The organism is Pseudonocardia sp. DxW (assembly GCF_058448985.1).
Window position 1 is genome coordinate 1 of the sequence record NZ_JBZFLK010000048.1, and the last position, 13,725, is coordinate 13,725.

Here is a 13,725-nt window from a genome sequence, read left to right on the forward strand (position 1 = left end):
CTGGCGCCGACGACGCCAGCACCAGGCCCGGACCTGCCACTACCGCCGCCGCGGCCAACGCCCACCAGCCTGACAAAACGCCGTTGCAGTACTAGTGCGCATCCCCAAAGGCTCGCTCGGCGAGGAAACCACCCGGCTGGTCGGGTCGCTGGTGGTCGCACGTACCTGGCAGGCAACCACCGCCCGCGCCCGCACGCCGCAACGCCAGCGACGAGACGCGTCGATGGTGATCGACGAGTGCCACAACTTCTTGAACTTGCCCTACCCGATCGAGGACATGCTGGCCGAGGCACGGGGCTTCCGTGTCGCGATGACGTTGGCGCATCAGCATCTTGGCCAGCTTCCCCGTGAGTTGCGGGAAGGCATGTCCACCAACGCTCGCAGCAAAATCGTCTTCAACGCCTCCCCGGAGGACTCTCGCGAGCTGTCCCGCCACACCGCGCCCCGACTGTCCGATCACGACCTGGCGCACCTGGGCGTCTACCACGCCGCCGCACGGCTCGTGCTCAACGGGGAAGAGGCACAGCCGTTCACCATGCGCACCCAGCCGCTTCCTCGCGCGATTCCCGGCCGCGCACGGGAAATCCGCGGCATCGCCCGCCGTGCCTTGCGCAGCCGAGTTCCAGGTGCCACCGCCTCCGCGTCCGGTTCGCAGGCACCAACCCGGCCTCCGCAGCGGCCCGCCGGGACCTCGCGGCAGGCGCGGCCGACCAACGGCGATCGCCGAGGCCAGTCCGGCGTCCGGGAGCGGAGCGCCGACCCACGCCGCCAGCAGTCCTGACCCGACTCGGCCGCACCCGCAAAGACAGGTGGAAGTCCTTTCCACTCAACAAACTGGTGAGAGGTAGGTATTGAAGGTGTGCGCTATTCGGGCACTCCCAAGATCGTCGAGCTGGTGTTCATCTCTTGCTGGTGGTGTTCGGCTCGGTAGCCGCGTCGGCGGCGAGGTAGTCGGTCCAGCTGGCTTGGGCGAACTTGGCCCAGGAGTGTGCCGTTCCGGGATGGATGCCGAACAGGTCGGCTATTACGATCGGCGGCAGCTCGCCGACAGCCTCAATCATCGCCGTGTTGCGGGCGGCAAGCGTAGGCAATCCATGCTGCCGCAAGAGTTTCTGCGTTGCTCGGGCGCCTCGCGCCTTGCCTGGCCGACTCGCGGGCAGCAGGTATCGGGGTGGGTCACCGGCCGGCGGGCGCACCATCGACCGGTAGCGCGGGTGGGCGAGGTGTTCCTCGATCAGTGCTGCCAGTTTGGGTGGCAGCAGCACCGGATGTTTGCCGATGGTGAGGAACGCGTCGCCGTCGGCGCGGTGGAACCGATCGGCGGTCAGTTCGACGATGCGGCTGATGGGCAAGCCGAAGAGCCTGACCAGGCTGCCGATGATCCGCACCTCGCGCGGGAGGGTGCCGTCGTTGAGGCAGCGGCGCAGCTGTCGTCGGTACTGGTCCTCAGTTTGAAAGAGGACCGGCATGCTCTTCTTGCTAGACAAGAACTCCAGCGTGGTCGTGAGTCTGCGCTGGCGCGCCCAGCGCAGGAACGAGGCAAGACCCCTGCGTCGGGTCGGGTTGGTGTCCAGCCAGTGGTCGAGCTGATCTTGGGTGAGTGCGTCGAGGGTGGTTGCGCTGGCGTCGAGCCAGTCCAGAAACCCGATGGCGGTGCGGATGTCGGTGCGGTCGGTGGCTGCGGCTCCCTCGGTGTATCGGTTGCGGGCGGCGCGCCGGCGGGCATCGCGGATCACCTGCCACTCCGCGAATGGGCGGATGATTCGCTGCTGGCGTTTGGGCAGGCGGTCGATCGTGCGGTCTGCCCAGGCTTCCAGCCGGTTGAGGTGTTCAGCCCGTGGCGGCAGAGCGCCGGTGGCGATGAGTGCGTCGCGGACGTAGCGGGTGCTGCGAGTGGGTGCCAGGCCGTCCAGCAGGGCGTGGGTGATCTGGGCGGGCTGGGCGGCAAGGTCGGCCAGCAACGTGGTGGCAGGGTGGTAATAGAGCCAGTTCAGTACCGAGTATTCGTTCGGTGCGGCGGTCAGTGCGTGCGCCAGCGGCTGAAGTTGGTGTGCCACAACGCTGGAGTGGTCGCTGAGCAGGTCGTGCACGCGGTGAGTTACCACGCAGCGGGCGCAGCAGCCGTCGGCGTGCAGCCGCCCCGGACGGCCGCAGGTGCGGCAGGTGAAGTCCACTGTGGATCCCGAGCACGGTCCGCAGATGTCCTCGCCGGTTTCGGCGCGGCCGACCAGGACTCGCACGATCGCGCATTGCGGGCACTGGGCTGGGTTGCGCAGGTGGTGGAAGTAGCAGCGGAAGCAGACCGAGCCACGGGGCCAGTCTCCATACAACTGGGCGGTCTGGCCGCAGTCGTCACAGTGCCCGGATCGACGGGGCCGGCAAGCGGAGCAGTGAAATGCGCCGCCGCGGCCGCCGAGCCCGCTGCCCGGCCGGACCCGTCCGCAGACCACGCACTGACCGGTCTGCCGGTAGCACTGGGCACACCGGTCCGGCTGGTCGCCGACCGCGCGGATGCGGATCGGGCGGATGTGGCCGCAGACCCCGCAACGCCGCGGCGGACGCTGGTAGCAGTTGTAGCAAACCGGACCGTCCTCCGTGATCGCCGCCGCCGGGCGGTGATCACGGCACCGAATGCATTGGTGAGTAGGTTTGGGAGCGCAGGACTCGCACCAGGCGGCACCGTCGGCTCGTCGTTTGGTCGGCCGGCGACGACGCCCGCATTCGACACATTCCTCGAACAGGTCCTCGTCGGCCGCATAGCACCGCCGGCAGATCGGTCCTTCCGGTCGGCGGGTGACGACGACCGCTTCCTGCCCGCACCGAGCGCAGGGCCGCACTGTTGTCTTGTGCTTGCACCAGTTGCAGCACCGGCCGTCCGGGGTGCGGCACTCCAGCAGGCGATCGGAACGGCCGCAGATCGAGCACGCGGGTGCGGTAACCGGGTGGCCTGCGGCGGCCAGCAGGTACAGGAGTCGCGCCAGCACCAACGGACAATCCGGCGGCGGCACGCGCAGCGCCTCGGGATGCTGATCAAGGTAGCGATGCAATGCCAGAGCACCCCAGGCAGTCCACGCCTGCGCCTGTTCCAGAAATGCCTGAGCCGCTTGTGCGGTCACGACAGGCTCGGTGATGGCCTGCACGGACTCGAGCAGCCGGGCTCGGGCACCCTCGCGGGCGGCAATTCGAGCCAGCCGCTGCTGGTCACCATCACGGTTACGCACCCGACGACGCCGTACCGCTGGCGCAGGCGACGAAGTGTCCACAGTGGTCACTTCTTTTCAGGGCGACGCTGGTCGGGCCGACGCAGGATCGAACGACGAGGCGTCGGCGCCGGATCGGCGGTCGATCCAGCAACACCGTCGGCTGCCTTGCGGAGCTGCTGGTTGACCACCTCCGGCTTGATCAGGTCGTTCGGTGCGCAGCCCAGGATGTCGCACAACGCCACCAGGGTGTCCATGCTCAACCGCTGCGGCGGCTGGGTCACCAACCGAAACACCTGCTCGCGAGACAGCACAACACCCCGCTCGGCAAGCAACGGCACCAGATCCGAGGTCTGGAACATGTCGCGGTCGGCCATCAAGTGCCGCAACCGCCACTGGTATCCCATCTTCTTGATCACGCCGTCACTCCCAATCCTCGCCGAGCCGGCCCTTCAACGCCGCCTCCAGCAGCTTGTTCCGGTACTCATTGGACACACCCATGTAGATCGCCGTAGTCGACCCGAAAGCGTGGCCGACTTGCTCCTGCACGAACCGAGCCGGATAGCCGAACTCCGTCAGGTGCGTGATGTAGGAATGCCGCAGGCAGTGCAAGTCCAGACTCGGATCGAGCCCGGCATCATCGCGAGCCGCGACGAACGCCTCGTTGATCGACCGCGGCGACAGCCGGCCGACCCGCTCGGTCACCCACAACGCCGGATGGCTGCCCGGCGCGAACCGCGGGCGCATCTGGCTCACCCAGTCGGCCAGCGTGTCGACCACCCAGTCCATCTCCGGCACCAGCAGCACTGTCCGCCGCTTCGGCGGGGAACCTTTGGGTGCCTTGCCGTACCGGACCATGACGGTGCCGAAGTCGCCGAACTGCGGAGCCTTGCGGTTGCGCCGCAAGTCGGCCAGGTCGACGCGGGATGTTTCCCGGCGGCGCAAACCGAACGCGTAGACGGTCTTGAGCACGGCAGCGTCTCGCGCCGCGCACAACGCGCCCTTGCGGCCCCGGCCGCTGATGGTGCCGGGCCGGGCGTCCGCGGCGTCGAACAACGCCTGCACCTCGTCGTAGGTCAACGGCCGCCGACGCGGATCTCCCTCGTAGTTCAGCTTGTGCAGGACGGAGTTGCCCTCATGGAACACCTGCTGAGGCGTGTCACCGAACCGCTCCTCGCACACCTGCACCCAGCCGTAGCGGGAATCCAGCAAGTACTCGAGGAACAGGCTGATCGCCACTTCGTACGTCCGCGCGGTGGACGCCACGATGGGCGACTCCCGCCCCGCATGTCGTCGATGAACGCCTCACCATCCGCCGGCGTCCACTGCCAGGGATACAAGCCGGTGAAGTCCCACAGCCGGCGAATCAACCGGAGCCTCGGCGCGATCGTCAGCGAGGTCTTCAGGAAACGCGCCGACTGCTGCCGCCGCCAGCCCTCCAACATCGCCTCGAAAACAGCCGGAGCCGGGTCGAGGTGGATGACGTTGTCTGCCAACACAAGTCGCGCTGAACCAGGTGCCTCCGAACCCATCGCCCTGTTGTATCAAACACAACATTGATGCGCTCGCGCTAAGACCGCATGTCCACAGTGGATTCACCCATCTCGGCTACAACTCGCACATCTGCCTGACCAGCAAGGACGACGATCTCAGCAATTTGCCCAATGTTGCATCAGATGCAATTCCGCCCATTTACTTCCCCGAAGGTTCGGACCATGATCACCAATCCCACCAGGCAGCGCAGTCTTCGAGGCCACAAGGCAACCCGGCCCACCCCGCGCGCAGCGAACAACGCCGACCACCAGGCGGTGCTGGCGTGGCGGCTGACGCCGCGCGATCGTTGGATTATCCGGATGCTGCACGAGCACCGCGTGCTCACCGCCCACCAGATCACCGCGCTCGCGTTCCCGTCGTTCCGCTCGGGCCGGATGCGGTTGCGGGAGCTGTTCCAGTGGGGCGTGGTGGACCGGTTCCAGCCGTTCATCACGGTCGGCACCGCGCCGATGCACTACGTCCTCGCGCCCGCCGGGGCCGCGGTGCTGGCCGCCGAGGACGGCCTGGACGTCAAGGAACTCGGCTACCGCCACGACCGCGCCTTCGGGGTCGCCCACTCGCTGCGGCTCGCGCACACCGTCGGTGTCGCCGAGTGGTTCACCGCCCTGGTCGACCGCGCTCGCCACAGCGACGCCGACGAGCACAGCACGCTCGGCGCGTGGTGGTCGGAAGCACGCTGCGCGCGGCACTTCGGGGACCTGATCAAGCCCGACGCCTACGGCCGGTGGGCCAGCGCCGGTGGGGAGATCGAGTTCTTCCTCGAGTACGACTTCGGCACCGAGGTCCTGGCCAAACTCGCCGGAAAACTGGCCGGCTACGCCGCGCTCGCCGAGGCCACCGGGATCACCACTCCACTGCTGGTGTGGCTGCCGACCTCGCGACGCGAGGCCACTGCTCGCCGGCTGCTGGCGCGGGCCTGGCGCGAGCTCGACGACCCGCGCTCTGTCCCGGTCGCCACCGCCGCGGCCGAGCTGCTCAACCCCGAGGCCGCGCACCCCAGCCCCGCCGACGAGGTCTGGCTGCCCCTGGACACCACCACCGGGAGCGCGGTGAGCACCCGGCGCGAGTTGCACCGGTTGCTCGACGCCTGGCCGCACGTCGCGCCACCCAGCACCAGCACGGGCAGTGAGTCGGCTCTTGGGCCGGACTCGACGCTGGCACTGATGGCCCCGGCGCCCGCGCCGATGCCGCCGGCCGCCATCTCACGCGGGCCGAGCACAGGCAGGCGGTGAGTACCCGATGATTCTGAAAGTCGGCGCCATTGTGATCGGCGTGATTCTTTTCATCCCGACGTTGATCGGGAACGGAGTGTCAGCCGCGATCTCAGCCCTGTTCGGTAGTGGAGACAGCCAGCCCAGCGCGACCGCGCTGGCCGACATCCCCGCCGACTACCTCGCGCTGTACCGCGCGGCGGCCGGGGTGTGTCCAGGGCTGGACTGGTCGATTCTCGCCGCCATCGGCAAGATCGAAGGTGATCACGGCCGCTCGCCGCTGCCTGGCGTCCACAGTGGCGAAAATGGTTACGGGGCGGGCGGGCCGATGCAGTTCAAGTCCGCCACCTTCGCCGGAGTGCTTGCCCGCCACCAGATCCCACCCGGCGGTGCCAGCCCACCGTCACGTTACAACCCGCATGACGCCATCTACGCCGCCGCGTTCCTACTCTGCGATAATGGCGTGCGGCGGGGCGATCTGCGGGCGGCGATCTTCGCCTACAACCATGCCGACTGGTATGTGAACCAAGTACTCGCCCAGGCCAAGCAATATGCCGACGCCGCTGCCTCTGTCGGCACAGGCGACTGCAACGCCATCCAGGCCACCAGCGCGGTCGCGGTGGCCGCGATCAACTATGCCTGCGGGCAGAGAGGACTTCCTTACGTCTGGGGTGGTAACGGACCCGACGGCGGGCACGCAGGCTTCGACTGCTCGGGTTTGACCAAGGCCGCCTATGCAGCCGCCGGAGTGACTCTGCCACGCACCGCCCAGACCCAGTTCAACGCTGGCCCCCGCGTCCCAGCCGGACAGCCACTATTGCCGGGCGACCTCGTTTTCTACGGCACACCCAACAATATCCACCATGTCGGCCTCTACATCGGCGGCGGGCGCATGATCAACGCACCGACGTTCGGCCAACCGGTGCAGATCGACAACTACCGGTACCGAGGCGACGACTATGCTGGCGCTACGCGTCCCGCCGGTTCTGTTGCGGCGTAACGGGTTCCACGTCGCCTACGCCCGAACCGATCATAGCAGAGAATGGTCGGCCTTCGGTGTCGACGAGCAGGATGCGTTGGGTGAACAAGGGCGGCGTCGTGGCGTCGAGCGCAACGATGTTGTGGTAACTGGCCAGTTCGAAGAGCGCGTGGGTCACCTCGCGGATGGTGGTGCGATCAGGGTCGGCCTCGACCGACAGGCCCTCGACCCGGATCTCCAGCACCCGCTGCTGCGGCAGCACCGTGATCACGGTGCGCACGTGCACAGGGATCCCGCCGTCGTCGCGCAACTCGGCGATGTCCTCGGCCAGCCGCACGGCCGCAGCCTCCACGGTGTAGCCGAGACCGACGCCGGCTCGCGCGCCCCACAACACAAGACGGTCCACTGTGGACTCAAATGGGAGCATGGCAAGATTCCTCCAGCCAGCCGGATCCGCTGTGTGGCGGCGAGTTGCCCGCAACACAGCGGATCCGACGGACCCATGCACGAGGTTGGACGGGGCTACTTTTCGTGTCGTGCGCGGAGTTCCGTTCGCAGGTCGCCCAATGTGCGCCCGTCGGATGCCCGCCGAAACGCGGTCCAGCCGTTCTGGTGGTTGCCACCCAGCGCGGTGGTCGCACCGCACGGGTTGGCGAAGACGCGACCATCGGCGAGGATGAGGGTTCCGTCGACCCGGATGCGTGCGGTGTGCCGGACTCCGAGGTTGCGGCGGTTCCAGACCAGTTCCTCGCCCGCCGTGACCAGTCCGGCGTCCAGCAGTTCGGCGATGCCACCGCGCGCCCACTTGATCAGCGGCGGCGAGGTCGACGGCGGCGGGGTCTCCGACCAGATGGCGGCCTCGGTGGCGTCGCCGTGCAGCCCCATCACGGCGGCGGCGGTCGGCGCAACGAGATTCGGCCAGCCGTCGTCGAGTCCGCGCCACTGGCCGACCCGCTGCCAACGGCCCTGGTACGCCAGCAGCATCTCGACATCGGTGGCGTGGTCGCGGGGCAGCGGGTACGTCGGGTCGGCCGGGCGGGTCAGGCGCACCACGAGGTCGCCGTCGTACAAGCTATCGGCCGGGGGTTGTTCGGCTACCCAGTTGCCCGCGAACAACGCCACCTCGCCCGCGCGGTCGGGGTCAGCGTCGCCGATGATGTCCACCGCCGTCACGAGCATCGCCCACACATCGTCGGGGCATCGCATCGGCGGCGGAGCGAACGCCGGGGCGAGGATCATCGTGTCCGGCGGCAACCCCTCCCACGCCCGCATCGCCGCCTCGTCGTGCGGCTGTGACGCCCCGGCGGTCGCGGTGGTGTCATCGGGCTGGGGGTCCAGTCGCGGCGCGTCCACGGCCGCGTCGGCGGCCAGGTCGGGCGGTTCGTGAATGTCGTGGTCGGTCGTCATTGTCTATACACCCCTTCGGTTTCCGGTGTGATGGGCCGGGTGGCCGACGTGTATGGACGCTTCGTGATCGTGTGGTTGTCAACGGGCACGTGTGCAATGGGCGTGAAGTGGACCCGTGTGGCGCAACGATTCCCAGGGTCTGGCCACTGTGACCACAAGCGACAGTTGTCACCAAGAGGTCGTTGCGACTTCGGGTTCTCCGCGGAAATGCCAGCGATAGTTGGCACCGATTGCAGGACCTACTTGTCACCTGGCGCAGGTACCGACGTAGTTGTCACAAGATCGAGTGACTTCGGATGACCGTCGCGCGTCGCGGTGCACGGCGGAGTGCGCGACTGGCTTGGATGGGTCGGTGTACGTGAGCGGACCCGGCGGGGTCGACCTGTTGGGTACGGAGTTGTGGTCGCACCACTGTGCGTGGGATGACCTGATCGAACGCGATACCGGCTTCGCTGAGTTCCGCGACGTCCTGAGTTTGGGGTCGGATTGGACATCTCGTTGGTCGGCGACGTGGCGGTACGCGGGCGGCGAGGTCAGTTCACCGGTGCGGGATCTCGGTTCGATGCCGGCGGCTGGTTGTGAGCCGGTTCGGCGCTTTTCCTGGAGCCGGGCCCAGCGGCACCGGCCGGGGCTGCAGTTTCTGGTGAGTACGGGCCGGCTGCATGCCTACGAGTCGTTGGAGGAGGCTCGGCTGCTGCTGGGCCTGGACTTCGCGGCGGAGTTGGTCGAGGTGATCTCGCAGCCGTTCCGGCTGAGGTTCTGGACCAGCGACGGGGAGCGGGGGCATGTGCCGGACTTCCTGGCCTATACCCGGACTGGCCGGTGGCTGATCGATGTGCGTCCGGCGGCGCGGGTTGGCGAGCGGGATCGGGTGGCGTTCGCCGCCTCGGCGGAGGTGGCGTTGCTGCACGGCTGGCGGTACGTGGTGGTGACCGGGTGGAAGCCGCATGTTCTGGCCACAGTGGACACTCTGTCGGCGCAGCGTCGCCCGCTGACCGACCGGCTGGGGCTGGTGGAGGTCCTGCTCGCCGCGGCCAGCGAGTGCCCCCGATCGTTCGGTGAGCTGGCGGAGCTCACCATCGCACCGGCAGTCGCACGGGCCTATCTGCTGCATCTGCTGTGGCATCGGCGCCTCGGTATCGACCTGAGCAAACCGCTGGCGGACGCCACCCACGTCGTCAGCAACGAGGAGGGCGTGCGGTGACCGTGACGGTGGGCCTGGACCTCAGTTCCGGCGCGGGGCTGGTGCTCGACGGCACCGAGTGGACCGTTGAGCGGGCGGAGCCCCAGCTCGGGCAGGTGGTGCTGGTGACGGCCGGTGGCGAGCGGATGCGCGTGACGTTCCGGTTTCTGATGCACCATCCGTCCTGCCGTCAGTCCAGCAGGTCGGCCGCGCGAGCCTCGGGCCGGGGACGCCAGGAGGCCGACGAGGGTGACCTGACCCCGCATCAGCGGGAGCTGGTCGGGTTGCGGGTGGGCCACTTGCTGGAGGTGGAGACCGGGTTCCGCGGCGGCAGCCCGCTGCGGCCGAGTCCAGGTGAACCCAAGCCCTGTTACGACCCGGCGATCACGACTGTGACGCAACGGCGGCAGGCGAAGGTCGCCGAGTTGGCGGCGCTGGACGCGGACCAGGCCCGGCTGCTGGGCCTGCACCAGGTCGGTTACCGGACCTTGATTCGCTGGGAGACGCGGCGCCGTCAGTTCGGTCCGATCGGCTGCGCCGACGATCGGTGGCTGCGTGGTGGCGGTGGGCATCCCAGCGTCAATGAGCAGATCCGCGAGGCGATTCACGCGGTGCGGCAGGAGTGCCTGCATCGGTCGCGGGTGTCGATGAAGACCAGGCAACGCCTGGTGCACCAGTTCGTCCGGGAGCAGCACGGCCCGGATGCGGTGGCGGCGATCCCGAGTTACGAGACGTTGCGGTTGGTCTGGCGGGAGTGGTTCGGCCCCGGTGGTGGCCGGCAGCGCTACGTCCGCTCGGCCGCGTTGCCGACCAGTGGCGAGCACGTGGTGGTGCACCGGCCTGGCCAGGTCGTCGCGCTGGACACGACCATCCTGCCGGTCAAGGTCCGGGAGACGGTGTTCGGCGAGCCGGTCTCGGTACATCTCACGCTGGCACTGGACGTCTACACGCATTCGCTGTCCGCGTTCCGGCTGACACTGGTGTCCGACAGCGCGGTCGATGTCGCGATGGTATTGCGGGACATCACCATGCCCTTGCCGATGCGCCTGGACTGGAGCGAGGAGCTGGAGTGGCCCTATCCGGGGCTGCCGGCCGCGGTGGTCGCGGAGTTCGCCGGGCATCGGGTCGCCGGGTTACCGTTCTTCACCCCGGAGACGATCACCACCGACCACGGCGCCGTGTATCGCAACCACCACCTGGTCGAGGTCCAGCGGGTGCTGGGCGCGAACATCCTGCCCGCGCGGGTGCTGCGCCCGACCGACAAGCAAGCCGTCGAACGGGCTTTCGGCGCGGTCCGCAGCCTGCTGTTCGAGCACCTGCTCGGCTACACCGGCGTCGATGTCGCCGACCGCGGCGCCGACCCCGAGGCCGACGCGGTACTCACGATCGAGGCGATGGAACACCTCATCGCGACCTGGATTGTCGGGATCTGGCAACGTCGGCGACTCGGCGAGCACGCCCCGTGCTGGGACCCGACTGGTGATCACAGCCCGAACACCCTGTTCGCCGCCGCGCTCGCTCAGGGCGGGTTCGCCATGGAGATCCCCGCCCCGGAGCTCTACTACCAGCTGCTGCCCGCGCACTACGTCACCATCCACCGCCAGCGCGGGGTGAAGATCCGCGGACTCTGGTACAACGGCCCGGCGCTGGACCCCTACCGGCACGAACCATCATCCGGGCGAGGCGGGCGGCACAAGGGCCGCTGGGTGATCCGCCGCGATCCCCGCGACGCCCGCATGGTGTTCTTCCAGGATCCCGGCACCCACGCCTGGCACACCCTGCGCTGGACCGGCCTGCCGCCCGAGGGCGAGGTGCCCTCCTTCAACGACGCCCGCGTCCGCGACCTGCTATCGGCCGCCCGGCAAGCCGGGCTCAAACCCCGCACCGACGCCGAGCTTCTACCGCTGCTGCTGGAGCTGATCGGCGCGCACATCCCGGTCACCGCCTGGCCCACGATGGCCAAGGCCGCCCGCACCGAGCACGCACGCGAGGCCACCCAGGCAAACGCCGCCGCAGCCGACCGCGCCACCGCGACCCGTGCACGCCGTCGACGACACCAGCACACCGCGCCCCCAGCCGGCACGAGCACGCAAGCCCGCTCGAGACGACGCGGAGCAGGGCTGGGCCACGCGCGCCCGCACGAGTCAGCAAGCCGTGGACGCTGACCGGCGCCGCCGCCGTGAAGAGGCCGTGGCCGCCGGGCCAGTCAGCCCGCCACCGCCGTTGGGAGAGACGTTCCGCCGCGGCTCGCTGTTCCTGCTCACCGACACCGAACCATCCGCGTCTGCATCATCCGCGCAACACCCGGAAAGCGCCTCGTGACCCAGCATCCCGATGACCAGCCGGCCATCCCGTTCGTACTGCCCGGACCTGTCGCCGACCGCGAGACCGTCGAGGGCTGGCGGCAGTGGAGGCTGACGCGGCACACCTTCCAGCCCGCACCACGGCTGAGCCTGGCCGACTACCGCGCACTGAGCCCTCGCAAGCGTGCCTTGCACGACTTGCACCGCGCCGCCAGCCACGCCAACCCGCCGTTGCAGGAAACACCGATGAGCGCCGCGGTCGCCCGGCTGATGCGGTCCCGGCTGCAAACCAACGCGCTCAAGCACAAGCCGACCACCCGCCCAGGGCTGATGATCACGGGCGGGGGCTACCAGGGCAAGACCGAGACCGCCTGCGAGATCGCCGCCGCGTTCGAGGACGCCTGGCTGGACCTGCACCACCAGCTCAACCCCACCGCGATCCCCGGCACCCGCGACCTGCACGCACCAGTCGCCTATGTCCAGACCCCGGTGACCGCCAAACCCAAGAGCACCTGCCAGGCGATCCTGGACTTCTTCGGCGCCGACCACAAAGGAATGACCCTGCCGCAACTGACCCGCGCGGTCCGCACCTCACTGCGCGACCACGGCAACCGGGTGCTTCTCCTCGACGACATCACCCGGCTGAAGATGCACCGCGCCGACGACCAGGACACCCTCGATCTGATGCGCGCCTTCATGAGCATGCACACCACGCTCGTGCTCATCGGCGTCAACATCCCCGGCTCCGGGCTGCTGCGCGAAGGACGCCACGACCCGCGCACCGGCCAGTGGGTCTTCCCACCACCCGCTGGCGCCGCTGCTGGGGACGACCCGGCCACCCAGACTGAACGGCGCTTCGACCTGGTTCACCTGGAGCCATTCCGCTACGACACCACGGAAGGCATCGCCGCCTGGGCCGCCCATCTGGCCGGGCTGGAGGAACACCTGCGCTTGTTCCACGCCCAAGCCGGAATGCTCACCGCTGGCACGATGCCCGAGTACCTGTTCCGCCGCACCGGCGGCGTGATCGGACTGCTGGAACGCCTCATCGAGGACGGCTGCACCGAGGCGGTCGACACCGGAGCCGAGAAGCTGACCGCGGACCTGCTGGACAGCATCCTGATCAACCTTGGCAACGATCCCACCCGCGACGCCACCGCCGGCGAGATCCCGCGGGTTCCGGCGGTCAAGCCCGACACCAAAGGCCGCCGCAAGGCACGCAACACCGTCTTCGACGACACCGGAATCCCCGCCAGCGGCCAGGGAGCATGACCGCGCACCGGCCACTTCCCCGCAGCCTCGACCCGCTGCCCGACGAGTCGATCGTCGGCTTCGTGCTGCGCCTGGCCCACCGGCTGGACCTCACACCCGCCCGCGTAGTCACGCTCACCGGCCTGAACACCGGACACCACAACAGCGCCGCCGCCCTAGGCCTGACCGTCCACGTCGTTCCCGCCGCACGCGACGCCTTCGCACACGCCACCAAGCTGACCCCGGCCGAGACCGACACCCTGTTCCTCAGCGCGCTGGGCGATCGCTACCCGGCCGCCAAACCCACACGCGGCCCGAACCGGTGGGGCAGCACCACCTACTTCGACCGCTGGCTGTTCACCCGTTCCACTCGCTACTGCCCGGACTGCCTGGCAGGTGACGACACCCAGCTCGGCCGGGAACTGGGCGGCGCCTGGCGCCGAACCTGGCGGCTGCCCGTGGTGTTCGCCTGCACCGAGCACCGCCGCTTCCTCGATCACCACTGCCCGGCCTGCCGCCAGCCCGTCCACGTCAAGCGCGGCTGAGGTTCCCCCGGTTTCCCGGAGTCCGGGTCATCTGTGATCGTCGCGCTGGGATCGATGGTAGGCGTCCTCGTACTCGTCGGGTGAGAGCCCGC

11 protein-coding genes and 1 pseudogene are annotated in these 13,725 nt (G+C 68.8%); 7 read left to right on the forward strand and 5 right to left on the reverse strand.

Annotated features, from left to right (window positions below; translation table 11 throughout):
- Positions 1–91: 91 nt before the first annotated feature.
- Positions 92–781: pseudogene (locus ACVJO7_RS33550) on the forward strand (type VI secretion protein); the annotation flags it as partial.
- Positions 782–899: 118 nt separating this feature from the next.
- Here the strand turns inward: ACVJO7_RS33550 and ACVJO7_RS33555 are convergent.
- The 3 genes from ACVJO7_RS33555 to ACVJO7_RS33565 are packed head-to-tail and all read right to left on the reverse strand — an operon-like array spanning position 900 to position 4,466.
- On the reverse strand, positions 900–3,221 hold the full coding sequence (locus tag ACVJO7_RS33555) for a site-specific integrase (RefSeq protein WP_491676300.1): 2,322 nt from the start codon (positions 3,219–3,221) through the stop codon (positions 900–902).
- A gap of 47 nt (positions 3,222–3,268) precedes the next feature.
- Complete coding sequence (locus ACVJO7_RS33560; RefSeq protein WP_090015163.1) at positions 3,269–3,619, reverse strand: helix-turn-helix domain-containing protein; 351 nt, start codon at positions 3,617–3,619, stop codon at positions 3,269–3,271.
- Positions 3,620–3,623: 4 nt separating this feature from the next.
- Positions 3,624–4,466, reverse strand: coding sequence for a tyrosine-type recombinase/integrase (locus tag ACVJO7_RS33565; RefSeq protein ID WP_491676301.1), 843 nt, complete (start codon positions 4,464–4,466; stop codon positions 3,624–3,626).
- Between the two features lie 449 nt (positions 4,467–4,915).
- Here ACVJO7_RS33565 and ACVJO7_RS33570 point away from each other — a divergent pair, with 449 nt between their 5' ends.
- Entirely contained in the window at positions 4,916–5,986 is a 1,071-nt protein-coding gene (locus ACVJO7_RS33570; RefSeq protein ID WP_113643262.1) for a replication-relaxation family protein, read from the forward strand.
- Between the two features lie 7 nt (positions 5,987–5,993).
- Positions 5,994–6,965: a C40 family peptidase gene (locus ACVJO7_RS33575; protein ID WP_491676302.1), complete on the forward strand. Its 972-nt coding sequence runs from the start codon at positions 5,994–5,996 to the stop codon at positions 6,963–6,965.
- On the opposite strand, the gene ACVJO7_RS33580 is transcribed toward ACVJO7_RS33575, so the two are convergent.
- Both ACVJO7_RS33580 and ACVJO7_RS33585 read right to left on the reverse strand, forming a co-directional pair.
- The gene (locus ACVJO7_RS33580; RefSeq protein ID WP_491676303.1) at positions 6,934–7,350 is read right to left on the reverse strand and encodes a hypothetical protein; all 417 of its coding nucleotides are present in this window, start codon (positions 7,348–7,350) and stop codon (positions 6,934–6,936) included. The two genes, ACVJO7_RS33575 and ACVJO7_RS33580, sit on opposite strands and share 32 nt — an antisense overlap.
- Positions 7,351–7,466: 116 nt before the next feature.
- Complete coding sequence (locus ACVJO7_RS33585; RefSeq protein WP_113643265.1) at positions 7,467–8,351, reverse strand: restriction system modified-DNA reader domain-containing protein; 885 nt, start codon at positions 8,349–8,351, stop codon at positions 7,467–7,469.
- 352 nt (positions 8,352–8,703) lie between these two features.
- Here ACVJO7_RS33585 and ACVJO7_RS33590 point away from each other — a divergent pair, with 352 nt between their 5' ends.
- The 4 genes from ACVJO7_RS33590 to ACVJO7_RS33605 all read left to right on the forward strand — a co-directional run bounded on the left by ACVJO7_RS33590 (position 8,704) and on the right by ACVJO7_RS33605 (position 13,633).
- Positions 8,704–9,555 (forward strand): TnsA-like heteromeric transposase endonuclease subunit, encoded by an 852-nt coding sequence (locus tag ACVJO7_RS33590; RefSeq protein WP_491676304.1) that lies wholly within the window; start codon positions 8,704–8,706, stop codon positions 9,553–9,555.
- Complete coding sequence (locus ACVJO7_RS33595; protein ID WP_491676305.1) at positions 9,552–11,699, forward strand: Mu transposase C-terminal domain-containing protein; 2,148 nt, start codon at positions 9,552–9,554, stop codon at positions 11,697–11,699. Before ACVJO7_RS33590 ends, ACVJO7_RS33595 begins: the two co-directional genes overlap by 4 nt.
- Before the next feature lie 153 nt (positions 11,700–11,852).
- Positions 11,853–13,109 carry a TniB family NTP-binding protein gene (locus ACVJO7_RS33600; protein ID WP_491676306.1) on the forward strand — a complete coding sequence of 419 codons (1,257 nt, stop codon included), beginning with the start codon at positions 11,853–11,855 and terminating at the stop codon, positions 13,107–13,109.
- The gene (locus tag ACVJO7_RS33605; protein WP_491676307.1) at positions 13,106–13,633 is read left to right on the forward strand and encodes a TniQ family protein; all 528 of its coding nucleotides are present in this window, start codon (positions 13,106–13,108) and stop codon (positions 13,631–13,633) included. Before ACVJO7_RS33600 ends, ACVJO7_RS33605 begins: the two co-directional genes overlap by 4 nt.
- Positions 13,634–13,725 lie beyond the last annotated feature (92 nt).